This is a genomic window from Mycobacterium celatum, from assembly GCF_002101595.1.
GTDB lineage: Bacteria > Actinomycetota > Actinomycetes > Mycobacteriales > Mycobacteriaceae > Mycobacterium > Mycobacterium celatum.
On record NZ_LQOM01000030.1, the window covers coordinates 1 to 22,755 of the forward strand.

The window sequence follows — 22,755 nt, forward strand, 5'->3', positions numbered from 1 at the left end:
CACGAGAACGCTCAGCTGACGCCAGCCGCCTAAACGCCACACGCAAATACGTCACCGAAATTCCGACCCAGACCACTAAGCCTCCGGATTCTCCAACTAATGCTGTATAACGCAATGACGATAACACCCCCAAACTGCGCGTCTGGTCACAAATTTCAGTGCCGCCGGACCCGACGGTGATCGATGCACGGCGATGAATTCAACCTTGTTCGATTGAGATTCGAGGCGGTGCGCGAAGTCGACCACCGGCAAAATCTAGATATCCGTGCGCAGTTGGGGTCGCGCGTCCGTACCGTGCATGTAGCGGCACTCAGAATGGCGCGCCGCGCTGATGTCCAAGCCGTTCCAGCTCAAGGGCAATCCGAAATTGCTGCAAATGGGCCGGCTCGTCCATGGCACCGGCGAACTAAACAGACAGAACGGAATCCAGCGCAGAGTAGAACAGGCCCAGCCCGTCGTCAGACGGCCCGGTCAATGCTTCGATTGCATGCTCGGGGTGTGGCATCAGCCCGACAACCCGACCATTGGTTGAACTGACTCCGGCGATATTGCGCAGCGAGCCGTTGATGTTGTCGTGGTAGCGAAACACCACTCGCCCTTCGCCTTCCAGCTCGTCGAGCACCTTCTCCGACGCCACGTAGCGGCCCTCACCCGATTTCAGCGGCACCAGCAGGTCGGCGTTCGGCGCGAAACGCGAGGTCCATGCCGTTGTCGTCGACTCCACCCGCAACCACACATCGCGGCAGACGAAATGCAAGCCGGCATTGCGAGTTAGCGCGCCTGGCAACAGGCCAGCTTCGCAGAGGACCTGAAACCCGTTGCAAATCCCTAGGACTGGCAGTCCACGCGCAGCAGCTGTCACGACTTCGCCCATCACCGGCGCGAACCGGGCGATGGCGCCAGCCCGCAGATAGTCGCCGTAGGAGAACCCGCCCGGCACCACGACCGCGTCGACGCTCTTGAGGTCGGCGTCGGCGTGCCATAGGTTGACCACGTCGGCGCCCACGAACCGGACCGCCCGCGCTGCGTCGACGTCGTCGAGCGACCCGGGAAAGGTGATGACCCCGATGCGCGCCGTCACGTCGCTTCCCGGCTCACGGTCCAGTCCTCGATCACCGTGTTGGCCAACAGCGATTCGGCAATCTGGGCAAGCTCGGAATCGTCGACGCTGTCGTCGACCTCAAGCTCAAATCGCTTGCCCTGGCGCACATCTGAGATTCCGCTGTGCCCGAGCCGTCCCAACGCGCCGACGATCGCCTGGCCCTGCGGGTCGAGAATCTCGGCCTTGGGCATCACGTGTACAACCACCCGCGCCACCGGCGCTCCTCCTCAAATCTGTTTGCTCGGCGCCAACTCTACCGGTGCCCGGGATCAGGGGCAGGAGGCGATGTAGGCGTCGCATATCGCGCCGGTCATCGCGTCCAGGACCTGGTCGTCGGACATCACCGACCACGGCACCTGCGGCGGCGCCGACGACCACAGGGTCAGTTCGCTGATCGTGCTGCTCTGTGGCTGCGCGACCAGGTAGGTGTGCATGATCACGGGCCCGCTGATCACCACCGCCAGCCGGTTGGCGCCATCGGCGGCGACCGACGGCGACTGTGCGGGCGACCCCAGCTGACAACCGCGCAACGCGACCGCGGCGATGTTGAACACCGACGAGGCGTTCTGGCCGCCGCGCGCAGTGTCACCTCGCCAGTGCAGTACCTGGGCCTGCAGCTGCCACTGTCCTGGCGGATTGACGACCGTTGCCCGGCTGGCGACGGCGGACTGACGAGTGTCCTGCGGGAACTCCGGAGTGGCACACAACTCTTCGAACCGGAACCGTGGCGTCGTCCCGGTCACCGATACCGCGATGCCGGCAAGCGACGGCCAGCGGTACGTCGAGTTCAGCGGGATCGCCCGCGCACCAACCCATGCGCTGTCCGGGATCTTGTCGCACACCGGCGGACACGTCTCGGCGTCGGCGTGCGCGAGTGACAGCGGCGCGACCACCAACCCACCTGCGAGCAGCATCGTCGCCAGGATCACCCGCACAGCGCCGACCCCCTGAGCGCACAATCGTAGACATGGAACTCACGCATTTCGGCCATTCCTGTCTGCTTGCCGACTTCGGCCATACCACTGTGTTATTCGACCCGGGCAATTTCTCGCACGGTTTTGAGGGAATCACCGGGCTTTCGGCGATTGTGATCACGCACCAGCACCCCGACCACGTGGACACCGCACGCCTGCCCGCGCTGTGTGAAGCCAACCCGGACGCCGAGCTGTATGCAGACCCGCAAACTGCCGCCCAACTCGGCGAGCCCTGCAAGGTGGTCAATGTCGGCGACGAGTTGTCTGTCGGCGAACTGACTATCCGCGCCGTCGGCGGCCGGCACGCGGTCATCCACCCCGAAATCCCGGTTATTGACAACATCTCGTATCTCGTGGGTGACGGCGACCACCCCGCGCGGTTCATGCATCCCGGCGACGCGCTCTTCGTTCCCGACGAGCCGGTGGACGTCCTGGCGACCCCGGCGGCCGCGCCGTGGATGAAGATCTCCGAGGCGGTGGACTATCTACGCGCCGTCGCGCCTGCCCGCGCGGTGCCCATCCACCAGGGCATCATCGCGCCCGACGCGCGCGGCATCTTCTACGGCCGGCTCAGCGAAATGACGGACACCGATTTCCAGGTGCTACCCGAAGAAAGCTCGGTCACCTTCTAGCGCGCGAGCAGAACCTAGGCGATGTCGCCCGCGGCGCCGCGCCCCGCGGCGCGACCCGAGAAGATGCACCCGCCCAAAAACGTGCCCTCCAGCGCCCGGTAGCCGTGCACGCCACCGCCGCCGAAACCGGCCACCTCGCCGGCGGCGTACAGCCCGTCGAACGGAGTGCCGTCGGCTTTGAGCACCCGCGAGTCAAGGTCGGTTTCCAAGCCGCCCAACGTCTTTCGGGTCAGGATGTGCAGCTTGACCGCAATCAGCGGCCCGGCCTTCGGATCGGTCAAGCGGTGCGGAGCCACCACCCGCCCCAACCGGTCGCCCAGGTAGGTGCGGGCGGCGCGGATCGCCGTGATCTGGCTGTCCTTGCTGAACCGGTTGGCCACCTCGCGGTCTCGCGCGGTGACCTCCTCGGCTACCGTGGCGTAGTCGAGCGGCAGCACGTCGGGCAGCTTGTTCATCGCAGACACCAAGTCCCGCAACGAGTTCGCGCTGACGAAGTCCACGCCCCGATCGACGAAGGCCTGCACCGGGCCGGGCGGGCCCGAGCTGGCCCGGTTGCGCAGCAGTTCGCGCACGCTGCGCCCGGTCAGATCCGGGTTCTGCTCCTGACCCGACAGCGCGAATTCCTTCTCAATGATCTTGGCGTTCAAGATAAACCAGGTGTAGTCGTAGCCGGACTGTGCGATGTGCTCCAGCGTGCCCAGGGTGTCGAAGCCCGGATACAACGGCGCCGGCAAACGCTTGCCCTTGGCGTCCAGCCACAGCGACGACGGGCCGGGGATGATCCGGATGCCGTGCAGCGGCCAAATCGGGTCGTAGTTGGTGATGCCTTCGGTGTAATGCCACATCCGGTCGCGGTTGATCACGCGTGCGCCGGCCTTCTCGGAGATGCCGATCATCCGCCCGTCCACGTGGGCCGGCACCCCGCTCACCAGCTGCTCGGGAACCCGGCCCATCCGCTTCGGCCAGTTCGCCCGCACCATGTCGTGGTTGCCGCCGATACCACCACTGGTGACAATCACCGCTGAGGCGCGGAACTCGAACTGCGACACCACTTTCCGCGACGACGGCACACCGCGCGGTTCGGAAGAGGGCTCCAGGACGCTGCCCCGCACCCCGATCACCGCGCCGTTGTCGACAATCAGCTCGTCGACTTGGTGGCGATGCGCGAACCGCACGGTCGAGCGGTCGCGCAGCCGGCGCGCAAAGATCTCGACCAGCGCCGGACCGGTACCCCAGGTGATGTGGAAACGCGGCACCGAGTTGCCGTGCCCGCGAGCGTCATATCCCCCGCGCTCGGCCCACCCCACCAGCGGAAAAACCTGCAGGCCGCGGGCACGCAGCCAGCTGCGCTTCTCGCCGGCCGCGAAATCGACGTAGGCGTGCGCCCATTGCCTCGGCCAGTAGTCTTCGGGCCTGTCGAACCCGGCAGTGCCGAGCCAATCCTGCAGCGCCAGTTCGTGGCTGTCGCGCACACCGAGTCGGCGTTGTTCGGGGCTGTCGACGAAGAACAGGCCGCCGAACGACCAGAATGCCTGCCCACCCAGGTTGGCGCTGTTCTCCTGGTCGAGGATCAGCACCCGCATGCCGCGGTCGACCACCTCGCACGCGGCCACCAGCCCGGCCAACCCCGCTCCGACAACGATGACGTCAGCGTCAGTCATTGCGCCACTCCTCGATCCCGGCTGCGCCGGCCTCATCGTCGTCGGCGCGGCTCATGACGCTAAAGACTAGTGATCAGGCTGCGCCGGCGACCCCAGCGCCCGCCTTGCGATCGCCTAAGCTGCGTCAGGCAGTGCCCGATCCGCCTGCCACCGATACACCGTCGGCTCGCAGCGGTGCAGCAACGCGAGGTCCACGGCATCCAGCATCGCCTGCAGCGGACCCGGCTTGCGCAGTTGGCGGGCAGCGACCGCCACCCGCACTATCCCGTCGCGGCGGGCGATGCGCTCGGCCGACAGCACCAGCATCCGGCACCACCACGGCTCGGCGAGGAATCCTTCTCCGATCCCGAGCACCCGGGCACGCACGGTGGTGTGCCGGACCAGGTCGGTGATGCCGTGCAGATCGGCTAGCAGGCGAAAGCCGTTGCGGGGCAACGCAGTCACTGCTCCGGGCGACACCGTCCACCCCGGCGCGGCGAACAGCCGGGTGCGCAGTCCGAGGTGCTCGAGCACCCGATCAGCCGCCATCAGCCGCAGGTTGGCTTCGTGGGCCGGCAGCGTCGCGAACTCGCCGCGGCGCTTTTTGGTGGCCGCCTCGTCGTAGCCGTGCAACAGAATCGCGTCACCGCCGGCACGCCGAGCGGTCAACCACTCCACCGTTTCCGCGTCACGGTCGAGCCGGTAACCGCCCTTGAGGCGCGGAGCCACCAGCAACGAGACCGGCACCTGCCGGGCGTCCATCTCCGCGCAGAACGCTTCGACGTCGGCCAACGTTCGCTCGCCGATCCCGGAAACCGAGACGATCAGCTTTCCAGACACACCACTAGTGTGCCGGTGCCAGGTTTACAGACGGTGAAATCTATGCGGATAGCGGACGTCGATCCGTGGTCTCAGCTAACTCGGCAGCACGGCTTCAATGGCGGAGATCACTTCCGGTGCGTCGGGCTCCGTCCGCGGCCGGAACCGGTTGACCACGGCGCCGCCCGGGGCGATCAGGAACTTCTCGAAGTTCCACTGCACGTCCCCGGCCTCGCCGCCGGGGTCGGGCGTTTTTGTCAGTTCGGCGTAGAGCGGATGCCGGCCCGGCCCATTGACCTCGGTTTTCGCCAGCAGCGGAAACGTCACACCGTAGGTGGTGGAGCAAAACGTCTGAATTTCCTCGGCAGTGCCGGGCTCTTGACCCATGAACTGGTTGCATGGCACCCCGATCACGGCCAGCCCCCGCTCGGCATAGTTCTGCGCCAGCTGTTGCAGCGCGCTGTATTGGGGCGTCAGGCCACATTTCGACGCGACATTCACCAGCAGCACCGCGCGGTCGGCGTAATCGGCCAGCGACGTCGGGCTGCCGTCGAGAGTGGTCAGCGGGATGTCGGTGAGAGTCATACCGGGAGCCTACGCGAGCGGCCGCAAAGTAGCTTGATCACCTAGCTAGTCGTACGCTGGTGCCCGTGCCGCCATCTGCCGCCAGCCTGAAACTGGGCTATTCGGACAAGCTCGACGCGCGCCTGCTCCGGATAGCCGGCGTCTGCGCCCTGGCCGTGCTGATGGCGATCATGGACTCCACGGTCGTCGCCGTCGCTCAGCGCACCTTTGTCGCCGAATTTCACTCCACCCAGGCGGTCGTCGCCTGGACGATGACCGGCTACACACTCGCGTTGGCCACCGTGATCCCGCTGGCCGGCTGGGCCGCCGACCGGTTCGGCACCAAGCGGTTGTTCATGGCCTCGGTGCTGGCCTTCACGGCCGGCTCGGTGCTATGCGCGACGGCGCCAAACATCAGCCTGCTCATCGCGTTTCGCGTGGTGCAGGGCATCGGTGGCGGCATGCTGATGCCGTTGGCCGTCACGATCTTGACGCGCGAAGCGGGTCCGAAGCGGATCGGCCGTTTGATGGCAGTGCTGGGCATCCCGATGCTGCTCGGCCCGATTGCCGGACCGGTCCTGGGCGGCTGGCTGATCGACGCCTACGGCTGGGAGTGGATCTTCGGCATCAACCTGCCGATCGGCATCGCGGCCTTCGTCTTGGCGGCGGTCATTTTCCCGCCGGATCGGGCGACGTCGTCCGAGCCGTTCGACCTCGTCGGCATGCTGCTGCTGTCGCCCGGGCTGGCAGCCCTGCTGTACGGGGTGTCGTCCATCCCCGGTCGCGGGACAGTTACCGACCGGCACGTCTGGATACCGGCAGTTGTTGGCGTGGTGCTGGTCAGCGGGTTCGTGTGGCACGCGTTGTACCGCACCGATCACCCGCTGATCGACTTGCGGCTGTTCAAAAACCGGGAAGTCACCGCCGCCAACTCGGCGATGCTGCTTTTCTCCGCGGCGTTTTTCGGCGCTGTGCTGCTCATCCCGAGCTGTTTCCAGCAGTTGCTCAACCAAACACCACTGCAATCCGGGGTGCACATGATGCCCGAGCGGGTCGGCGCGCTGCTGACCATGCCGATTGCCGGATGGCTACTGGACAGGCGCGGCCCCGACAAGATCGTTCTGGTGGGCATCACGCTGATCGGTGCGGGCATGGCCACGTTCGCCTATGGTGTCTCGACGCAGGTCAACTATCTGCCGCTCCTGCTGGTGGGGCTGGTGTTGATGGGCATGGGCCTGGGTTGCATTGCGATGCCGCTGATAGCGGCGTCGGTGCAGTCGCTGGCACCGCATCAGGTTGCGCGCGGTTCGGCGCTGATCCACGTCAATCTCCAAGTGGCGAACTCCATCAGCATCGCGTTGATGTCGGTGATCCTGACCGGCCAGTTCAACCGCAGCAAAGACATTTCCGCCGCTGACAAACTCGCGATTCTCAAGCAGGAAGCAGCGCGCAACGGTGTGACGCCCAATCCCGCGGCGATACCTCGTCGTGCCCTTGCGCCCGATTTCATGAGCAACGTGCTGCACGATTTGTCACACGCCTACACCGCAGTGTTCGTGGCGGCGCTCGTCCTATTGGTGTTGACGTACATTCCCGCGGCTTTTCTACCGAAGAGGACGGTGGCCCCGGTCTCGAACCAACCGCCGTTGCTGGCCCCCTGATCAGGCCTCGAAGAGCATCCTGGCGATCCGTTCGACTGTTCGCATCGGATCGGTCGCCTTTACCCGGGAATCGACCGCATCGTTGAGCCACAGGGTCGAAAACCCGTGCACCAGTGACCATGCCGCCAGCTCGGCACCGCCCGGATCAGCCTGCGCGTTGGGATCGCGCAAAGTCGCTACACCCCTTGATAACTCCGCACCGGCGGCGGCTTCGGCCGCGGAAAGCTCGGCGTCCGAGGTATTCAGCAGCGACTTGTCGAACATCACCTCGTAGTGGCCCGGGTGCTCGATGGCGAACCGTACGTAGGCCAGTGCCGCGTCAATGAAGCGGGGCCTGGCCTCGGCCAGCACGGCAGCCAACCGCCGGAACCCCTCGGCGGCCAGCGCGGTGAACAGCCCGCGTCGATCGGTGAAGTGGTGCGCCGGGGCAGCATGCGACACCCCGGCCCCGCGCGCCAGTTCGCGGAGCGAGACCCGGTCGGCGCCCCGCTCGGCGACCTGGCGCGCGGCCTCGGTCAGGATCGCCGCTCGCAGATCGCCGTGGTGATAGGTGGACCGGGCCACAGCGAATAGTCTAAGCCGGAATCTTGACAGTGGCTAGACGTCGGGCATATGCTCGCATCAATCAATCAACTTGTCAGTGTCTAGATAGGAGGCCCGACCGTGGCTCCGCTGATCACTCTGCTGGTGGGCAGCATCGCCGCCCGCATCGTCGGCTGGCTCGGGGTCGACTATGTCGGCAACTGGCCCAAAGCCATTGCCGTCGGGTTGGCGGCGATGTTCATCCTGACCGGCGTGGCGCATTTTGCGCCGCCCTTGCGCCGCGACCTGATCGCGATCGTGCCGCCACGTCTGCCGGCGCCCGGCCTGTTGGTCACCGTCACCGGCCTGCTGGAGTTCCTCGGCGCTGCCGGCCTATTGCTGCCGCCCACCCGGCCGGCGGCCGCCATTTGCCTGCTGCTGCTGATGCTGTTGATGTTCCCGGCCAACGTGAACGCCGCCCGGATGCCCAACCCGCCCAAGTCGATGACGACGCGGCTACCCTTGCGCACCGCTGAAGAGGTCGTCTACTTGGCCGCTGCCATAGTGGTCATTGTCAGCAGCCGCTAGCAGCCACGCGTACTGGTAGGCGGTCTCTTTCCAGCGCTCGTAGCGGCCGCTGATACCGCCGTGGCCAGCACTCATCTGGGTTTTCAGCAGCACCTGATTCCCGTCGGGCTTGGTGTGCCGAAGTGCCGCAACCCATTTCGCCGGCTCCACATAGTAGACCCTGGTGTCGTTGAGCGACGTCATCGCGAAGATCGGTGGATAGTTCCTGGGGGCGACGTTCTCGTACGGCGAGTAGGACTTCATGTAGTAGTACACGTCCTTGTCCTGCAAGGGGTTTCCCCACTCGTCCCACTCGGTGACGGTCAGCGGCAGCGACGGGTCCAAGATGGTGGTCAGCGGGTCGACGAAGGGCACCTGTGCCCAGATGCCGGCGAACAGTTCCGGGGCCAGGTTGGCGACGGCCCCCATCAGCAGCCCGCCCGCGCTGCCGCCCAGCGCCACCAACTTCTCCGGCCGGGTCAGTCCGGAGTCCACCAAATGCCTTGCCACCGCGACGAAGTCGGTGAACGTGTTCTTCTTGTTCAGCAGCTTGCCTTGCTCGTACCACAGCCGGCCCATCTCGCCGCCGCCGCGGACATGGGCGATGGCGAACACCATGCCGCGGTCCAGCAGCGACAAACGAGCGATGGAGAATCGCGGGTCTTCACAGATCTCGTACGCGCCGTAGCCGTAAAGCGCTGTCGCCGCCGGGAATTCGATGCCGTCTCGGTACACGATCGACACCGGGATCCGGGTGCCGTCCTCGGCGTACGCCCAGTCGCGCCGCTCGACGTAGTCCTCGCGGCGGTAGTCGCCGATTACCGGCTCTTCGCGCAGCAAGGTGCGCTCACCGCTGGCAAGGTCCATGTCGTAAATCTGGACCGGGGTGACGAACGACCCGGCGCCGATCCGCAGTTTGGGTGAATCCCAGGTTGGGTTGGCGCCCAGCCCGCTCGACATCAGTTCGGACTGGAATGAAATCTCTTCAGGCTCACCGTAATCATCCGCGATTGGCCACAACTGAATCCGCGGCAGCGCCTCGCGCCGGTAGCTGACCACCAGATGGCGCCGGAAGGCGTCGACGGCGTCGAGCCGGACATCGTCGCGGTGCTCGATCAGCGTGCGCTGGGTTGTCGGGTCGCCGACCGGCGCCTCTACCAGGGTGAAGTTCACCGCATTGTCGTTGTGCAGGATCAAAAACCGGTCCTGGCCGCCGACAATCGCATGCTCCACCGAGTATTCGACGCCATCGCGGCGCGGCCACACCACGGTGAACTCAGCCTGCGGATCGGCGGCGTCGGCGTAGCGCACCTCGGAAGTGATCGCCGATCCGGACGCGATCAGCATGTACGCGTCGCTCCGCGTGCGGCCCAGCGCCAGCCAGAACCGTTCGTCGGGCTCGTGGTAGACCTTTTCCGCGGGTAGCCCCGAGCCCAGCCGGTGTCGCCACACCGTATCGGGACGCCAGGCCGCGTCCAGCGTCACGTAGTACACGGTACGGTTGTCCGTCGCCCACGTTGCTCCCGCGCCGATGCCGACGATCTCGTCGGGATACCGCTCCCCAGTCCGTAAGTCCTTGAACCGCAAGGTGTACCGTTCGTCGCCGACGACGTCGACCGAATAGGCCAGCACGTTGCCGTCCGGACTGACGCTGGCCGCGCCCAGCGAGAAGAAGTCGTGACCCTCGGCTTCGACGTTCTCGTCGAGCAGCACTTGTTCGCCCGGGATCTCGGTGTGCTCGTCCAGTGTGGGCGGCGACCAGTCGTCCGGATCGGCTACCGGGCAACGGCATTGGACGCCGTACTGCTTTCCTTCGAAACTGCGTGCGTAGTACCACCATTCACCCCGCCGGGTGGGCACCGACAGGTCGGTTTCTTTGGTACGCGCCTTGATCTCGTCGAAAATCCGCTGCCGCAACGGCTCCAATTTCGCAGTGGTCTGCTCGGCGTAGTCGTTCTCGGCCTCCAGGTAGGCGATCACCTCGGGGTCGGATTTGTCCCGCAGCCATTCGTAAGGGTCGACGAACACGTCGCCATGGAATTCGCGCCGGGTATCGACCCGCTTGGCGACGGGCGGCGTGGGCGTCACGCCCCGGGCCCGATCCAGTCGCCGAACCGCAGTCCGGAAATCCGTTCGTAGGCCTCGATGTAGCGGGCCCGGGTGGCGTCGATGATGTCGCCGGGCAGCGGCGGTGGCGGTTCGGATCCGGAGCGGTCCCAGCCGGACTCGGGGCTGGTGAGCCAGTTGCGGACGAACTGCTTGTCGAAGCTGGTCTGCACGACGCCGGCCCGGTAGCCGTCGGCGGGCCAGTACCGCGACGAGTCGGGAGTGAAGACCTCGTCGGCCAGCACTAGATTGCCGTGGTTGTCGAGGCCGAACTCGAATTTGGTGTCGGCGATGATGATTCCCCTCCTCAGCGCGTGGTCGGCGGCCTGCACGTAGGTCTGCAGCGTGCGATCGCGCAGCTGGTTGGCCCGCACCGCGCCCACCATCTCGATCACCCGCGCAAACGGAATGTTCTCGTCATGTTGTCCCAGTTCGGCTTTCGTCGCCGGGGTGAACAGCGGAGTGGGGAACCGGCTGGCCTCGACCAGGCCGGGCGGCAACGGGATACCGCACAGTTTGCCGGTCCGCTGGTAGTCCAACAGCCCGGAGCCGGTCAGGTAGCCGCGGGCCACGCACTCGACCGGAAGCATCTCGAGCTGCCGCACCACCAGCGCGCGGCCCAGGACCTCGTCGGGGATCCGCGGGTCGTCCGGGGGGCCGGCCAGGTGGTTGGGAGCGTCGACGAAGTCGAAGAAGAACACGCTCATTGCGGTCAGGATGCGGCCCTTGTCCGGGATCGTGCTGTCGAGGACATAGTCGAACGCCGAAATCCGGTCGGTCGCGACGAACAGCAGGTGCTCATCGTCGACGCGGTACAACTCGCGTACCTTGCCGCTGGCCAAGTGCTGGTAGTCGGACAGCGCGGGACGCATCGGGCCAGCTTAAGCGGCGATCGCAAGCGCGGCGCAGCCGGGCGCATCGGGTCGCCGCCATTCCGCCTCAGTCGGCTGCGGCGCCACACTGTGCTGGGATCGGGGCTATGAAGTCGCGCTTCCTGCCCTACGCCACTACTCCGGGCCGACTGCTGGCCCAACTCTTCAGCGATGCCGTCGTCGCGGCATGGACGTTCGGCTGGGTGCTCGTCGGCCTGGCAGTGCACAGCGCGGTGTCGACGATCGCCGAGGTCGGCCGGCAGGTCGAAGGCGGCGCGCATGGCGTGGCCGGCAACCTGGCGTCGGCGGGGCACAGTGCCGATCGCATCCCGCTGGTCGGCGATGCGGTCAGTAAGCCGCTGACCGCGGCCAGCAAGGCGGCTCTCGATATCGCCGGCGCCGGACACAACCTGGACACCACGGCGACCTGGCTGGCGCTGGTGCTGGCCGGGGCGGTCGCGGCGCCGCCGATTCTCGCGGTGGTAATGCCGTGGCTGGTGCTGCGGGTGCGGTTCTTCCGCCGTAAATGGACGGTGACGGCGTTGGCGGCCACCCCGGCCGGCGAACAGCTGCTGGCGTTGCGGGCGTTGGCGAATCGGCCGCTGCGCAGACTCTCGTCGGTCAACGCCGATCCCGTCGGCGCCTGGCGCCGCGAGGATCCCGCCGCCATCCGTGGCCTGGCCGCCCTCGAGCTGCGCTCGGCCGGAATCCGGCGATTTCGACGCGATAATCGTCGTTCAGCGCAAGGAATCGCGCCGAAATCGCAGTAACCCGCCGACGGCCACAATCACCCACGCCACCAACGCATTCCAGAAGAACACCAGTGAGATGGTCCGCATCGACCGCACACCGAGCTCGAAGGCCATCGCGTGGGTGGCCACCGAGTACATGCCCAGCGGGAACACCAGCGTCCACCATGCGCCGGTCAGTTGCAGCACGTCAGGACGCCGGGTGATCCGGTGCAGCCCGACGTAGATGAGCGGCGGTATCCACAGCGTGGCCGCCGCCCAGGTCACTATCGTCACGGTGCGCACGGTTGCGGCCAGCCAGCCGGGCGCCAGTTGATGGACGTCGTCGCCAGCCAGCGTGGCAATGGCCAACGCGCCCATGAGAATCCAGGTGTCCGGTTCGAAGCCGTCGCGGTCCTGCCGTTCGGCGACCGCCCGCCACAGGATCAGCCAGGTCATCAGACCGTAGAGGACGATCGCCACGATCCAGATGGGCACCGCGACCCCGAGCCACCAGTGGTGACCGGTGTACCGCGCGTCCTGACTGCTGACGATCGCCAAACCGGACGTGCCCACGCTGGCCAGCTCCCATGCCCCGTGGGCTTGATCGCGCAACGCCGTCCACTGTCGCGTCGACATGTTGCGTGCGGTCAGTGCCATCAAGACCAGCCAGGCAGACAGCGCTGTCAGCCCGAGCACCCACGCCACCAGCGGGTCCGACGCCAGCCGGCTGTCCAGCACCGCACATGCCGCGACGAACGTGAACAGTCGCAGCGTGACGTCGGGATCGCTCAGGTCCCAGGTCACCAGTCGACGTTTGGCTGCGACGCTGAAGACCACGAGTGCGACGAGAACCAGCAGGCTGACCGACGCGAGGATGCCCAGTGTGCCGCTGATCCGCCCGTAATGGTGGTTGCGTGCAGCGATCGACAAGATCCCCGTCGCCATCACCGCCGAGAACACGTCCGGCGTCAGCGTGAGAGCGCTCAGCCGAATCGTCACTCAAGCAGTTCCACGACCAGGTGCCGGATGCCGGTGTGCCGGTTACTGCGCGTCCATTCGACGGGCTGCACAACCCGCGCACCGTCGAACCGGGAGAGCAGCTCCTCGAACAGCACCCGCAGTTCCAGCCGGGCCAGGTTGGCGCCCAGACAGTAGTGCACGCCCTGCCCGAAACCCAAGTGCGGGTTGGGTTTTCGACTGATGTCGAACTCGTCGGCGTGGTCGAAGACTGTCTCGTCGCGGTTGGCCGAGCCTTCCCAGATCTGCACCTTCTGTCCCGTCCGGATCGACTGCCCGCCGAGTGTGACGTCGCGGGTGGCGGTGCGCCGCTTGGACGGCGACGGCGATGTCCAGCGCACCATTTCCTCGACGGCTGTCGGCAGCATGTCGAGATCCTCACGCAACACCCGCAATTGATCCGGATGTTGGGCCAACGCCAGCAGCCCACCGGCTACCGCGTTGCGCGTCGTCTCCGCGCCGGCGCTGAACAGCAGGCTGAAGAACAGATACAGCTCGAGATCCGACAAAGCCGGCGCGTCGTCGAGCGTCGCGTTGGCGACCACCGACAACATGTCGTCGGTCGGCTGGGCGCGCTTGGACGCGATCAACTCCTGGCCGTAGGTGTACATCCGCGACCCGGCCTCTTCGACCGAGAGCTGCGAGAGGGACGCCTTGCGGGACCCGCCGAAGTCGAACTGCGGCTCGATAGCCTCGAACAGCCAATGTCGTTCGGATTCCGGCACTCCCAGCAGGATGCAGATCATCTGCATGGGCAGCTCGGCGGCGATGTCGACCAGAAAGTCGACCGGTTCGCCGGGCGCCACCGCGTCCAGCAGCCGGCGTGCGCGGGCCCGAAGATCGTCCTCGACCAGACGGATCATCCGCGGCGTCAGCCCGGAGCTGACGAGCCGCCGGATTTGCGAATGCCGTGGGTCGTCCATCATGTTGAGCACCTGGCCCGCGATGGACAGATCCTGCAGCAGCGTGCCGCCGAACGGCCGCTGCCCGCCGGTGACCGAGGAGTACGTCGTCGGATCGCGAAGCACTGCAAGGGTTTCGGCGTAGGTGGCCACCGACCAGAACCCTTCGCCGTCGGGGGTGTGCTCGGTGGGCTCGTGCCAGAACACCGGCGCCTCGCGGCGATGGATGGCGAACAGGTCGTGCGGGAATCCGTCGGCGAAGTTGTCCAGATCGGTGAGATCGAAGTCGCAGACGGTCATGACGATTACAGGATGGCACCCGGCGTGTACTTGGCCGCGTCCGGATAGCGGGCGACCAGCGCGTCCACCGCCGCGGCCACCGCGTCCACCTGATCGCCCGCCGCGCCGATGAACGCCTGCTTGTCGGCGAGCGCGGCGTCCAGCGCGGTCCGGTCCAGCGGCAGCCGCGAGTCGCCGGCCAGCCGGTCCAGCAGATCGGGGTCTGCGCCCTCGCGCATCGCCAGCGCGGCCGCCACAGCGTGCTCGCGGATCACCTCGTGGGCGGCTTCACGGCCCATCCCGGCGCGCACCGCGGCCATCAACACCTTGGTGGTCGCCAAGAACGGCAGATACCGGTCGAGCTCACGCTGGATCACCGCCGGGTAGGCGCCGAACTCGTCGAGCACGGTCAGCGTCGTCTCGGTCTGCCCGTCGACGGCAAAGAAGCTGTCCGGCAACGCGACTCGGCGTACCACCGAGCAGAACACGTCGCCCTCGTTCCACTGCGCGCCGGCCAACTCGGCGGCCATCGAAGCGTAGCCGCGCAGCACCACCTGCAGGCCGTTGATCCGCTCGCAGCTGCGGGTGTTCATCTTGTGCGGCATTGCCGACGAGCCGACCTGGCCGGGCGCGAACCCCTCGGTGACCAGGTCGTGGCCGGCCATCAACCGGATGGTGTGCGCCAGCGACGACGGGCCCGCGCCGAACTGCACCAGCGCCGAGACCACGTCGTGGTCCAGCGACCGCGGATACACCTGTCCCACGCTGGTCAAAACCGTTGAGAATCCCAAGAATTCAGCGACCAGGCGTTCCAGCTCGGCCAGCTTGGCTTTGTCGCCGCCGAGCAGGTCGAGCATGTCCTGCGCGGTGCCCATCGGGCCTTTGATGCCGCGCAGCGGGTAGCGGTCGATCAGCTCCCGCAGCCGGGTCAACGCCAGCAGGATCTCCTGCGCCGCGGAGGCGAACCGCTTGCCCAGCGTGGTGGCCTGTGCGGCGACATTGTGGCTGCGCCCGGCCATCACCAGGTCCCGGTAGGTCACCGCCCGCTCGGCCAGCCGTGCCGCCACCGCCACGCCATGGGAGAACACCAGCTCCAGCGAGCGGCGGACCTGTAGCTGCTCGACGTTCTCGGTCAGGTCGCGGCTGGTCATGCCCTTGTGCACGTGTTCGTGGCCGGCCAGCGCGTTGAATTCCTCGATGCGGGCCTTGACGTCGTGGCGCAGCATCCGCTCGCGAGCCGCGATCGAGGCCAGGTCTACGTCGTCGAGCACCCGCTCGTAGTCGGAAAGCACCGACGACGGCACCTCGACACCGAGCTGCGCCTGCGCCCTCAGCACCGCCAGCCACAGCCGCCGCTCGGCGACCACCTTGGCCTCCGGTGACCAGATCGCCACCATCTCGGCGCTGGCGTAGCGGTTGGCCAGCACATTCGGAATGCTCACAACGTCACAGCTTACGGTCGAAGATGCGGCAAGCTGAGCAGATGCACTTCGTCGGCGTCGACCTTGCCTGGGGAGAAATCAACCAGAGCGGTATCGCCGTCGTCGACGCCGACGGGCGGCTGCTGCACGTCGGGACCGCGCAGGACGACGCGAGCATCGAGGAGGCAGTGGCGCCGTATGTCGGAGACGACTGTGTGGTCGCCATCGACGCGCCGCTGATCGTGAAGAACCCGACCGGGTACCGGCCCTGCGAGGCGGCCCTCAATCGCGACTTCGGACGCTTCGAGGCGGGAGCCCGTCCGGCGTTCGCCGAACGGCCCGAATTCAAGGATCCGCGTGGCGCCCGCATCGTCGCCGCGCTCGGCCTCGACATGGACCCTGCATCGACCGCGACCCGACGGGCGATCGAGGTGTACCCGCACCCGGCGACCGTTGCGTTGTTCGGTTTACCGAAGACCCTGAAATACAAGCGGGGTGCGTTCGGGGATCGGCAGCGGGCGCTGCTGCAGCTGATGACGCTGATCGAGGAGCTCGACACGGCGACACCGCGGCTCCGGGTCAACCGCAACGTGTCCTGGGTGGAGCTGCGAAAGCGGGTCGCCGCCGCGACCCGGCCCGGACAGCTCGACCTGGACGAAGATCCCGTCGACGCCGTGCTGTGCGCGTATGTCGCGCTGTTTTGGCATCACCGACCCGACGACGTGACGGTCTACGGCGACTACGCGACGGGGTACATACTCACGCCGTCGCTTCCGCTCGATCGGTCCGCGCCACAAGAGCCCGAACGCGACCCCGACGAAGTAGAGCAGCGGCTGTCCCGCCTCGCCGCACTGCTTGAGGAGGCCCAGCTGGAGTTGGCTGCGCTACGCGAGCTGTCCGTCAACCCGGAGCGTCGCCCAGAGCCGCCGCGTCGGTGATGCCGCGGTCGCGGCGGCGCTTGAGCACGACGGTGAGCAGCGACAGCACCACTCCGCTCATCACCAAGATGCCGGCCAGCAGATATTGCTGCGAAGGCCGGCCCGATAGCGGCGTGACCAGATACAGGGAGGCCACACACCCGATGGCCGGCAGCGGGGCCGGCGTCCTGAAGTGACGCCGACCGGCCCGTGAGTCGCGGCGCAGCACCAGCACGGCGACATTGACCATCGTGAAAACCGCCAACAATAGCAGCGACGTCGTCCCGCCGAGCACCTCGATCGCGTCGGTGTTGGCGAACGCGGTGACATAGAGGATCACCGCGAACGCGATCGCCGTGGTGAATAGGATCGCCACCCACGGCGCCCGCCGGGCCCGGCTCACTGCGCCGAGCACCGTTGGCAACACCCGCTGGCGAGACATTCCGTAAATCAATCGGCTGGCCATCAGCATGCTGATCAGCGCGGTGTTGGACACCGCGACCATCGAGATGAACGGCAGCACATCCTTGATCGGCAAGCCCGGCGCCCCGAGCCGCACGACGTCGAGCAGCGGGGTGTCGCTGGTCTTCAGCTCACCGATCGGCACCAACGTCACCGACACGATCGCCACGACGATGTAGACCGCGGCCGCAATGCTCAACCCGGCCAGCAGGACCCTCGGGAAAATCCGGACCGGGTTCTTGGTCTCCTCGGCCATGTTGACCGAGTCCTCGAAACCGGTCATTGCGAAAAACGCCAGCGATGTCGCGGTGGTCAGCGCCACGAAAACGCTTTTGTCGCCGCCGGTGTCGAACGCCATCACCCTCGAGTAGTCGACGTGCTGACTGCCGACGAAGGCCCACAACCCGGCGAAGATCACCAGGCACAACCCGGTGATCTCGATGCCGGACAGCACGACGTTGAGCTTGACGCTCTCGCCGACCCCGCGCAGGTTCACCGCGGCCAGCACCGCCATGAACAGCAGCGCGATCGCGGTGACCCCGACCGTGCCCCAGCCGAAGTGGAATGCGACGACGAAGTTGGCCGCGAAGAATCGCGATGCCGTCGACGCCGACGTGATGGCCGCGCACATCACGACGAACGCCACCAGAAACGTCACGAACTGATTGCCGAACGCCTTTTGGGCATACAGTGCCGCTCCGGCCGCCTGCGGGTATTTGGTCACCAATTCCAGGTAGCTCAACGCAGTCATCGCGGCGATCAAAAACGCCAGCAGAAACGCGACCCACGCCGCACCCCCCACTTCGGCGGCCACATCGCCGATCAGCGCGTATACGCCGGTGCCCAAGATGTCGCCGAGGATGAACAACAGCAGCAGCCCCGGGCCCATCACCCGGCGCAGCCGGGGCTGCTCCGCGACGACCCCCGAATCCATCGCGCCTCCCCGGAATTGCCCGCCAACGAGACGGGCGTGGGCTCAAATCTGCACGGGCCGCTGGTCGAACGGCGCCAGCGCGTCGATGATGTCGATCACCGTGGCCCGCGCGACATCCCGCGCACTCTGCCGGTCGTCGACCAGCGCCGAGACTACCGCGCCATCGACGGCGCAAATCAACGCCGACACCAGCTCGAGCCGCACCGAGCGGCCCGACCGCTCGATCGCTTCGGCGACGGCGTCGACGCGCTGGCGCAGATTCCGGCGCTGAATGTCGCGTAGCGCGGGCAGCCTGGCGCAGGCGATATAGCGCTCGTAGCGCGAGATCAGCTGCTCGGTGAGGCGGGGACCGGATTCGTCGCCGACGAGCAGGTCGACGAGTACGTCGGCGGTTGTCTCCGGGCCGCGGCGGCGGCGGGACAGCCCTGCCACGCGGGCCCGCAGCTGCGCCACTTCCAGCATCCCGACATGCGATACGGCGCTGGCGATCAGGTCGTCAAGACAGGAGAAGTAGTAGGTGGTCGACGCCAGCGGCAGGCCCGCCCGGCGCGCGACCGCGCGGTGCCGCACTGCTTCGAACCCGCCTTCGCACAACAGCTCAGCGGCCGCGCTGACCAGCGCGTACCGCCGACGTTCTCCCTTGGGAGTGACAGCTGCTGTCACGCATAGTCATGCTGCCAGTCGGGCAGGGGCCGCATTGCCCTTTCGGACAAACGCCCCGGGGACCAGCGCCTTATCGCGCCAGCGACGATGCAGAGCGCAGCGATGAGGAGGAGCGGCGCGCTTTATCATGAGCCGCATGCCGAATTTGAGCCGTCGCGCTGTGCTGCGCCTTGGCGCCAGCGCGGCGGCGGGAGCAGTCGGCGCCTACGCACTGGACACGCTGCTTCCCGTCCGGCCGTCGGCGGCGACGCCGGTGACGATGACCGCCACCGGCGTGCCCCTGGCTCCACCCGCACCGCTGGAGCCGGCCCCTGCTGCGGCGCCGACGATGTCCACCGGTTCGTTTGTGTCGGCGGCCCGCGGCGGTGTGACGACCAACTGGGCGATCGCCCGCCCGCCCGGCCAGACCAAGGCGCTGCGGCCGGTGATCGCCCTGCACGGCAAGGGCTCTGACGCGTCCACGGTGATGGCCGGCGGTGTCGAGCAGGGCCTGGCCCAGGCCGTCAACGCCGGGCTGCCGCCGTTCGCGGTGGTTGCCGTCGACGGCGGCGGAAGTTATTGGCACAAAAGAGCTTCCGGCGAGGACTCGGGTGCGATGGTGCTCGACGAGCTCATCCCGATGCTCGGCGGGCAGAACCTGGACACGTCCCGGGTGGCGTTTCTGGGCTGGTCGATGGGCGGCTACGGCGCATTGCTGCTGGGCGGCCGGCTCGGACCGGCCCACACCGCCGCGATCTGCGCGGTGAGCCCGGCGCTGTGGCTCTCGCCCGGGGCGGCGGCGCCCGGCGCATTCGACGGGCCCGACGACTGGTCGGCCAACTCGGTGTTCGGCATGCCTGCGCTGGCGTCCATCCCGATCCGGGTGGATTGCGGCACCGGTGACCCGTTCTACGGCGCGACGAAGCAGTTCGTGGCGCAGCTGCCCCACCCGCCGGCCGGCGGGTTCCCGCCAGGCGGGCACGACCCAGGGTTCTGGAGCTCGCAGCTGCCGGCCGAGCTGACCTGGATGGCGCCGCTGCTCACGGCTTAGCCCGCGTTCGGCCAACGTGCAATCAGGGCGACAAAGCGGCCAAAATTTCGCCCCACGTGCACGCTCGGCGCGCGGGGTCAGACCTCGACGACGACGGCGCCGCCCTGACCGCCGCCGGCACACATCGCGGCGACCCCGATCCCGCCGCCGCGACGACCCAACTCGTGCACCAGCGTGGTCAGCATCCGCGCCCCGGTGGCCGCGATCGGATGGCCCAGGCTGCACCCGCTGCCGTAGATGTTGACCCGATCCTCGTCGAGCCCGTACTCGCGGCACGCGGCGATCGGCACCGAGGCGAAGGCCTCGTTGATCTCCCACAGGGCGACGTCGGCGGGCGACAGGCCGGCCCGCTCCAGCACCTTGCCGATCACCCGGACCGCGCCCAGGCCGGTGTCTCTCGGTTCGACGCCGACGGATGCCCAGGTCTTGACGGCGCCCAGCACGGTGAGCCCGGCGGAGCGGGCGAACTCCTCGTCGGCCAGCGTCAGCGCCGCGGCCGCGTCGTTGGTGCCGCTGCTGTTGCCGGCGGTGATCGAGAAGCCCTCGATTTCGGGATGCAGCACTTTGAGTGACGCCAGCTTCTCCATGCTGGTGTCGCGGCGCGGATGCTCGTCGACGCTGAACTCCACCACTGCGCCGTCGGGCGTTTGGATTTTCAGCGGGACGATCTCGTCGACGAACTTGCCGGCGTCGATCGCCCCGATCGCACGTTGATGTGACCGCAGCGCCCATGCGTCCATCTCCTCGCGGGTGATGCCGACCGCTTGGGCGGTGTTCCAGCCCACCGTGATGGACATGTCGCGAGTCGGCGCATCGACGGTTTCCACATGGGTGGGCGGCATCCAGCGTTCTTCGAACTCCAGCTTCGGCCCGGGGATGCGCCAGTTCATCAACGGGCCCGTGGACAGCGACTGCACTCCCCCACCCACCACGACGCGCTCGACGCCGGACCCGATCTGGGCGGCGGCATTGGCAACGGCGGTGAGGCTGCCGGCGCAATGCCGGTTGACTGCCTGCCCGGGCACTGACACCATGTTCGATGCGGCCGCCGCGTAACGGGCCAAATCGCCTCCGCCGTAATGGGATTCGGCAAAGATCACGTCATCGACGGCGTCCGGCTCCAGACCGGATCGCCGGACCACTTCCTGCAGCACGGTGGTCGCCAGCACCTCGGCCGGTATGTTGACCAGTGAGCCTTTGAACGATGTCCCGATTGCGGTTCGGACGGCACTGACGATGACGGGCTTGGGCATGGCCAGTAATAGTAACAACTACCGTAACGGCGACGATAACCGGAGGGCTTATCATCAACCGGTGACCGCGCCGTTCGCCTGGGACCTGCCTTACGCTTGGCCGCGGACGCCCGTTTTGGCGAGCAATGTTGTCTGCACGTCACAGCCGCTTGCCGCCCAGGCAGGTCTGCGGATGCTCGCCAACGGCGGCAACGCGGTCGATGCGGCCATCGCCACCGCCATCGCGCTCACCGTGGTGGAACCGGTTTCCAACGGCATCGGGGCCGACGCGTTCGCCGTCATCTGGGATGGCCGGGAACTGCACGGTTTGAATGCGTCGGGTCGCTCTCCCGCCGCGTGGACGCCGGACTACTTCGGCGGGAACAACGTTCCCGCGCTGGGCTGGAATTCGGTCACCGTGCCTGGTGCGGTGTCCTCTTGGGTCGAACTGCATGCCAAGTTTGGCAAGCTGCCGTTCGAACGACTCTTCGAGCCTGCTGTTACTTACGCCCGCAACGGGTTTCTGGTCTCGCCGACGATCGCAGAGCAATGGGCGGCGCTGGTGCCAGTGCTCCAATCCCAGCCCGGGTTCGCCGACACGTTCATGCCCGGCGGCCGAGCACCCAAACCCGGTGAGCTGGTGGTCTTTCCCGACCATGCAGCCACGTTGGAAGAGATCGCCGCCACCAACGGTGAGGCGTTCTATCGCGGCGAACTAGCCACGAAGCTTGAGGCGCATGCGGCGGCCAATGGGGGCGCCATGCGCGCCAGCGACCTGGCCGCGCACCGCGCCGACTGGGTTGGCACGATCGACCACGACTACCGCAGCTATAGCATCCACGAGATTCCGCCCAACGGCCAGGGAATCGTCGCGTTGATTGCGCTCGGCATTCTCGGGCACTTCGATATGTCTTCGCTCCCAGTGGATTCCGCCGATAGCGTGCACCTGCAGATCGAGGCACTGAAGCTCGCTTTCGCCGACGCCGCGGCCTACGTCGGCGACGCCGGGCACATGACTGTGTCAGCGGAGCACCTGCTCGACGCGGGGTATTTGAAGCAACGGGCAATGCTGATCGACCCGAAGCGGGCAAGGCCCGCCCGCGCGGGAACACCCCGCGGGGGCACCGTGTATCTCACCGCCGCCGACGCGTCGGGCGTCATGGTGTCGATGATCCAGTCGAACTCCATGGGGGGATTCGGCTCCGGTGTGGTGGTGCCCGGCACCGGGATCGCATTGCAGAACCGCGGCGCGGAATTCGTTGCGACACCGGGTCATCCGAACCAGGTCGGACCGAACAAGCGGCCGTACCACACGATCATCCCGGGATTCATCACCAAGGACGGAGCGCCAGTGATGAGCTTCGGCGTGATGGGCGGCCCGATGCAGCCACAGGGCCATGTGCAGGTGGTGGTGCGCGTCGTCGACTACGGGCAGAACCCGCAGGCGGCCTGCGACGGCCCGCGGTTTCGGTGGGTGCACGGCAACCAGATCGCTTTCGAGCAAGGATTTCCGCCGTCGACGCTCGACGAGCTCCGCCGGCGCGGCCACGAGTTGCTCGCCGTCGACGACTATAACCAATTCGGCAGCTGCCAGGCGATCTGGCGCCTCGACGAGGGCTACCTTGCGGTCAGCGACCCACGCCGCGACGGCCAAGCCGCAGGGTTCTAGACCCGGGGTTGTTTTCGCGCGCTGATTCTGCGTCCACCA

22 protein-coding genes are annotated in these 22,755 nt (G+C 67.0%); 7 read left to right on the top strand and 15 right to left on the bottom strand.

The window, feature by feature from the left end; all coding sequences use genetic code 11:
- Positions 1-406: 406 nt before the first annotated feature.
- From purQ to AWB95_RS12615, 3 genes are read right to left on the bottom strand one after another with little or no spacing between them, the layout of a single operon-like run.
- A complete protein-coding gene (gene purQ / locus AWB95_RS12605) occupies positions 407-1,081 on the bottom strand; it encodes a phosphoribosylformylglycinamidine synthase subunit PurQ (RefSeq protein WP_062538765.1) in 675 nt (224 codons plus the stop codon).
- Positions 1,078-1,317, bottom strand: coding sequence for a phosphoribosylformylglycinamidine synthase subunit PurS (purS, locus tag AWB95_RS12610; RefSeq protein ID WP_062538764.1), 240 nt, complete (start codon positions 1,315-1,317; stop codon positions 1,078-1,080). The genes purQ and purS overlap by 4 nt, the downstream gene beginning before the upstream one ends.
- A 54-nt stretch (positions 1,318-1,371) precedes the next feature.
- A complete protein-coding gene (locus tag AWB95_RS12615; protein ID WP_238600907.1) occupies positions 1,372-2,037 on the bottom strand; it encodes an ATPase in 666 nt (221 codons plus the stop codon).
- Positions 2,038-2,069: 32 nt separating this feature from the next.
- On the opposite strand from AWB95_RS12615, the gene AWB95_RS12620 reads away from it, so the two are divergent.
- On the top strand, positions 2,070-2,708 hold the full coding sequence (locus AWB95_RS12620; RefSeq protein WP_062538763.1) for an MBL fold metallo-hydrolase: 639 nt from the start codon (positions 2,070-2,072) through the stop codon (positions 2,706-2,708).
- A gap of 14 nt (positions 2,709-2,722) precedes the next feature.
- On the opposite strand, the gene AWB95_RS12625 is transcribed toward AWB95_RS12620, so the two are convergent.
- The 3 genes from AWB95_RS12625 to AWB95_RS12635 all read right to left on the bottom strand — a co-directional run bounded on the left by AWB95_RS12625 (position 2,723) and on the right by AWB95_RS12635 (position 5,752).
- Positions 2,723-4,405 carry an FAD-binding dehydrogenase gene (locus AWB95_RS12625; protein WP_062538762.1) on the bottom strand — a complete coding sequence of 561 codons (1,683 nt, stop codon included), beginning with the start codon at positions 4,403-4,405 and terminating at the stop codon, positions 2,723-2,725.
- Positions 4,406-4,483: 78 nt separating this feature from the next.
- Positions 4,484-5,188 (bottom strand): DUF2334 domain-containing protein, encoded by a 705-nt coding sequence (locus AWB95_RS12630; protein ID WP_062538761.1) that lies wholly within the window; start codon positions 5,186-5,188, stop codon positions 4,484-4,486.
- A 75-nt stretch (positions 5,189-5,263) separates the two neighbouring features.
- Positions 5,264-5,752, bottom strand: coding sequence for a glutathione peroxidase (locus tag AWB95_RS12635; RefSeq protein ID WP_062538760.1), 489 nt, complete (start codon positions 5,750-5,752; stop codon positions 5,264-5,266).
- A 65-nt stretch (positions 5,753-5,817) separates the two neighbouring features.
- Between AWB95_RS12635 and AWB95_RS12640 the strand changes: the two genes are divergently transcribed.
- Entirely contained in the window at positions 5,818-7,392 is a 1,575-nt protein-coding gene (locus AWB95_RS12640; RefSeq protein ID WP_062538766.1) for a DHA2 family efflux MFS transporter permease subunit, read from the top strand.
- Here the strand turns inward: AWB95_RS12640 and AWB95_RS12645 are convergent, their stop codons facing one another.
- A complete protein-coding gene (locus tag AWB95_RS12645) occupies positions 7,393-7,956 on the bottom strand; it encodes a TetR/AcrR family transcriptional regulator (protein WP_085168302.1) in 564 nt (187 codons plus the stop codon).
- A 99-nt stretch (positions 7,957-8,055) separates the two neighbouring features.
- On the opposite strand from AWB95_RS12645, the gene AWB95_RS12650 reads away from it, so the two are divergent.
- A complete protein-coding gene (locus AWB95_RS12650) occupies positions 8,056-8,502 on the top strand; it encodes a DoxX family protein (protein ID WP_062541637.1) in 447 nt (148 codons plus the stop codon).
- Here the strand turns inward: AWB95_RS12650 and AWB95_RS12655 are convergent.
- Positions 8,431-10,569: a S9 family peptidase gene (locus AWB95_RS12655; RefSeq protein ID WP_062541636.1), complete on the bottom strand. Its 2,139-nt coding sequence runs from the start codon at positions 10,567-10,569 to the stop codon at positions 8,431-8,433. The genes AWB95_RS12650 and AWB95_RS12655 overlap by 72 nt on opposite strands.
- Positions 10,566-11,459: a phosphoribosylaminoimidazolesuccinocarboxamide synthase gene (locus tag AWB95_RS12660; protein ID WP_062541635.1), complete on the bottom strand. Its 894-nt coding sequence runs from the start codon at positions 11,457-11,459 to the stop codon at positions 10,566-10,568. The genes AWB95_RS12655 and AWB95_RS12660 overlap by 4 nt, the downstream gene beginning before the upstream one ends.
- A gap of 107 nt (positions 11,460-11,566) precedes the next feature.
- Here AWB95_RS12660 and AWB95_RS12665 point away from each other — a divergent pair, with 107 nt between their 5' ends.
- Positions 11,567-12,229, top strand: a complete 663-nt coding sequence (locus tag AWB95_RS12665; RefSeq protein WP_062541634.1) for a hypothetical protein — start codon at positions 11,567-11,569, stop codon at positions 12,227-12,229.
- Here AWB95_RS12665 and AWB95_RS12670 read toward each other — a convergent pair.
- Genes AWB95_RS12670 through purB form a run of 3 tightly spaced genes read right to left on the bottom strand, consistent with a single transcriptional unit; the run spans position 12,197 to position 15,830 of the window.
- Positions 12,197-13,189: a tellurite resistance/C4-dicarboxylate transporter family protein gene (locus AWB95_RS12670; RefSeq protein WP_062541633.1), complete on the bottom strand. Its 993-nt coding sequence runs from the start codon at positions 13,187-13,189 to the stop codon at positions 12,197-12,199. The two genes, AWB95_RS12665 and AWB95_RS12670, sit on opposite strands and share 33 nt — an antisense overlap.
- On the bottom strand, positions 13,186-14,409 hold the full coding sequence (locus tag AWB95_RS12675) for a cytochrome P450 (RefSeq protein ID WP_062541632.1): 1,224 nt from the start codon (positions 14,407-14,409) through the stop codon (positions 13,186-13,188). Before AWB95_RS12675 ends, AWB95_RS12670 begins: the two co-directional genes overlap by 4 nt.
- A 5-nt stretch (positions 14,410-14,414) precedes the next feature.
- Positions 14,415-15,830: an adenylosuccinate lyase gene (gene purB / locus AWB95_RS12680; RefSeq protein WP_085168303.1), complete on the bottom strand. Its 1,416-nt coding sequence runs from the start codon at positions 15,828-15,830 to the stop codon at positions 14,415-14,417.
- Between the two features lie 23 nt (positions 15,831-15,853).
- On the opposite strand from purB, the gene AWB95_RS12685 reads away from it, so the two are divergent.
- A complete protein-coding gene (locus AWB95_RS12685) occupies positions 15,854-16,747 on the top strand; it encodes a DUF429 domain-containing protein (protein ID WP_269745699.1) in 894 nt (297 codons plus the stop codon).
- Here AWB95_RS12685 and AWB95_RS12690 read toward each other — a convergent pair.
- Together AWB95_RS12690 and AWB95_RS12695 are read right to left on the bottom strand one after the other, a co-directional pair.
- Complete coding sequence (locus tag AWB95_RS12690) at positions 16,710-18,122, bottom strand: APC family permease (RefSeq protein ID WP_062538199.1); 1,413 nt, start codon at positions 18,120-18,122, stop codon at positions 16,710-16,712. The genes AWB95_RS12685 and AWB95_RS12690 overlap by 38 nt on opposite strands.
- Positions 18,123-18,164: 42 nt before the next feature.
- Positions 18,165-18,785, bottom strand: a complete 621-nt coding sequence (locus tag AWB95_RS12695) for a TetR/AcrR family transcriptional regulator (RefSeq protein WP_062538200.1) — start codon at positions 18,783-18,785, stop codon at positions 18,165-18,167.
- A 124-nt stretch (positions 18,786-18,909) separates the two neighbouring features.
- Between AWB95_RS12695 and AWB95_RS12700 the strand changes: the two genes are divergently transcribed.
- Positions 18,910-19,815: an alpha/beta hydrolase-fold protein gene (locus tag AWB95_RS12700; protein ID WP_085168304.1), complete on the top strand. Its 906-nt coding sequence runs from the start codon at positions 18,910-18,912 to the stop codon at positions 19,813-19,815.
- Between the two features lie 77 nt (positions 19,816-19,892).
- Here AWB95_RS12700 and AWB95_RS12705 read toward each other — a convergent pair whose 3' ends face one another.
- On the bottom strand, positions 19,893-21,068 hold the full coding sequence (locus AWB95_RS12705; RefSeq protein ID WP_062540782.1) for a thiolase family protein: 1,176 nt from the start codon (positions 21,066-21,068) through the stop codon (positions 19,893-19,895).
- Between the two features lie 61 nt (positions 21,069-21,129).
- Between AWB95_RS12705 and ggt the strand changes: the two genes are divergently transcribed.
- Positions 21,130-22,716, top strand: a complete 1,587-nt coding sequence (gene ggt / locus AWB95_RS12710) for a gamma-glutamyltransferase (protein WP_062540781.1) — start codon at positions 21,130-21,132, stop codon at positions 22,714-22,716.
- The last annotated feature ends 39 nt before the right edge of the window (positions 22,717-22,755 follow it).

Bases quoted from the DNA above. Each gene is read 5' to 3' on its own strand.
- AWB95_RS12620 (WP_062538763.1), top strand. From the start codon at position 2,070: ATGGAACTCACGCATTTCGGCCATTCCTGTCTGCTTGCCGACTTCGGC.
- AWB95_RS12625 (WP_062538762.1), bottom strand. From the start codon at position 4,405: ATGAGGCCGGCGCAGCCGGGATCGAGGAGTGGCGCAATGACTGACGCT.
- AWB95_RS12635 (WP_062538760.1), bottom strand. From the start codon at position 5,752: ATGACTCTCACCGACATCCCGCTGACCACTCTCGACGGCAGCCCGACG.
- AWB95_RS12660 (WP_062541635.1), bottom strand. From the start codon at position 11,459: ATGCGTCCCGCGCTGTCCGACTACCAGCACTTGGCCAGCGGCAAGGTA.
- AWB95_RS12665 (WP_062541634.1), top strand. From the start codon at position 11,567: ATGAAGTCGCGCTTCCTGCCCTACGCCACTACTCCGGGCCGACTGCTG.
- AWB95_RS12675 (WP_062541632.1), bottom strand. From the start codon at position 14,409: ATGACCGTCTGCGACTTCGATCTCACCGATCTGGACAACTTCGCCGAC.
- AWB95_RS12685 (WP_269745699.1), top strand. From the start codon at position 15,854: ATGCGGCAAGCTGAGCAGATGCACTTCGTCGGCGTCGACCTTGCCTGG.
- AWB95_RS12690 (WP_062538199.1), bottom strand. From the start codon at position 18,122: ATGGATTCGGGGGTCGTCGCGGAGCAGCCCCGGCTGCGCCGGGTGATG.
- AWB95_RS12705 (WP_062540782.1), bottom strand. From the start codon at position 21,068: ATGCCCAAGCCCGTCATCGTCAGTGCCGTCCGAACCGCAATCGGGACA.